Source organism: Dietzia sp. SYD-A1, assembly GCF_015356725.1.
Taxonomy (GTDB): Bacteria; Actinomycetota; Actinomycetes; order Mycobacteriales; family Mycobacteriaceae; genus Dietzia.
On the sequence record NZ_JADDKI010000326.1, the window covers coordinates 1 to 1,921 of the forward strand.

The window sequence follows — 1,921 nt, forward strand, 5'->3', positions numbered from 1 at the left end:
GTGTGCGCCCCCGCCGCGTCGGCCCACACGCGGCGGGGGCGCACACGCCCGCACGTACACGAGCCGTCACTCCGGGTAGCGTTTCCCCTGGTGTGGATCCGCCATTGCGTACCGGAGTGACGGCTCACCTTTTCTGGCGACCGTTCGTCGGGTCGGCCAGCGCGGCCTGGTTCGTGGCCTCAGCGGCCGGTGAACTTCGCCTCGCGCTTCTCGAGCGTCGCCGAGATGGCCTCCATCATGTCGGAGGAGGCGAGAAACCCGGCGTTCCACGTGGCCACGTAGCGGTTGTTCTCGCGGATCTGCCCCTCGATGCCGCGGTTGAGCACCTCGCGGGTCCCGCGGACCACCAGCGGGGGGTTGGCGGCGATCTCGGCGGCGGTGGCGTGGGCCGAGGCCAACACACCGGCGGCGTCCTCGGCCACCTGGGTGACCAGCCCGTAGCGCAGGGCGGTCTGGGCGTCGATGTCCCGGCCGGTGAGGGCGAGTTCCCGGGTCAGCCCGGAGCCGATGATGTGGGGAAGCCGCGCGAGCGAGCCCATGTCGGCCACGATCCCCACCTTGACCTCGCGGATCGAGTAGGTCGAGTCGGCGGCGCCGTGGCGGACGTCGCAGGCGGAGATCAGGTCCACCGCGCCCCCGATGCAGCGGCCCTGGACCGCCGCGACGGTGGGGGTCTTGGCCGACGCCACCGAGTCGATGGCGCGACGCATGTTCTCCACGAAGTCCAGGATCCGCTCGTTACGAGAGGCGTCCGGGGTCGTGTCCTGGGGAAGGAACTCCATGAACTGCGGCATCATCGCCATGAGGTCGAGCCCGTAGGAGAAGTTGCGGCCCTCCCCGGCGATGACGGCCGCACGGACCTCCGGATCGGCGTCGAGCTCCGCCATCACGCGGGGCATCTCCGCCCAGAAATCCGGCCCCATGCCGTTGTGGGGGCCGGGCCCGATCAGCGTCACCTGCGCGACGTGCGGATGCCGGACCGCCTTCTCGATGCGGACGGAGGAGTACTGACCGGGCGCGGCCGAGGTGTCTTGAGTGCTCATGCGCTCAGCCTGCCATGACGACCTCAGGCGCGGACGTCAGGCATGACGAACCAGAGGATCAGGTACAGGAGCACCTGCGGCCCGGGCAGCAGCAGGGAGGCCACGAACAGGACGCGGACCAACACCGGGTCGATCCCGAAGTAGTCGGCGAGCCCGCCGCACACGCCCCCGATCCAGCGGTCCTCGGAGCGGGTCAGTCGTTTGGGCTGGGAGTCTGAAGGGTAGGTCATGACATGTCACCTCGTCGTCGTCAATGGCGGTCGGGGACCTCTCCCCGACGACCTCCAGTCTCCTCCCCCACGGCGCCCGCCACATCCGGGTTCGACCCCGATCCCCACCCTGATCCGTGCCTCGGGGTAGGTGCGGGGACGGAGTCCCGGGGTGGGCGCGCAGGCGAGCTCTCCCGAGGTGTCAGCGGCTCAGGTGTGGAACTCGCCGCAGTCCACGGTCAGGGTCTGGCCGGTGACCGCCGACGCCGCGTCCGACAGGAGGAACAGCACCGGGTCGACGATCTCGCGCTCGCTGGGCAGGCGCCTCAGGTCCATCTTCTCGGCGATGTGGGCGTAGACGTCCTCCACGGTCCCGCCGTACTTGCCCGCCAGGTGCTCGAAGTACCCCTTGAGCGTCTCGCCGTAGATGTAGCCGGGCGCCACGGTGTTGACGCGGATGCCGCGCGGCCCGAGCTCCGTGGCCAGGGAGTGGCCCAGCGCGACGAGGGCGGTCTTGGCGATCTTGTAGCCGGCGTAGCGCTCGCGGGAGTGGTGGATGACCGCGGAGGCCATCATGACCACGGAGCTGCTCGCGGGCGCGGCGCTGCTCTCGGCCCCGGAGTCGGCCCCGGAGTCGGCCCCGGAGTCGGCCCCGGAGTCGGCCTCGCC

At 70.7% G+C, this 1,921-nt stretch carries 3 protein-coding genes; all 3 read right to left on the bottom strand.

The annotated features are described in order from the left end of the window. Positions 1–179 precede the first annotated feature (179 nt). On the bottom strand, positions 180–1,043 hold the full coding sequence (locus tag IY392_RS12980; RefSeq protein ID WP_182612212.1) for a crotonase/enoyl-CoA hydratase family protein: 864 nt from the start codon (positions 1,041–1,043) through the stop codon (positions 180–182). A gap of 23 nt (positions 1,044–1,066) precedes the next feature. Next, entirely contained in the window at positions 1,067–1,273 is a 207-nt protein-coding gene (locus IY392_RS12985; protein ID WP_107755660.1) for a PspC domain-containing protein, read from the bottom strand. A gap of 189 nt (positions 1,274–1,462) precedes the next feature. After that, positions 1,463–1,921, bottom strand: a 459-nt coding sequence (locus IY392_RS12990) for an SDR family oxidoreductase (protein WP_228549379.1), incomplete at its 5' end; no start/stop codon positions are given.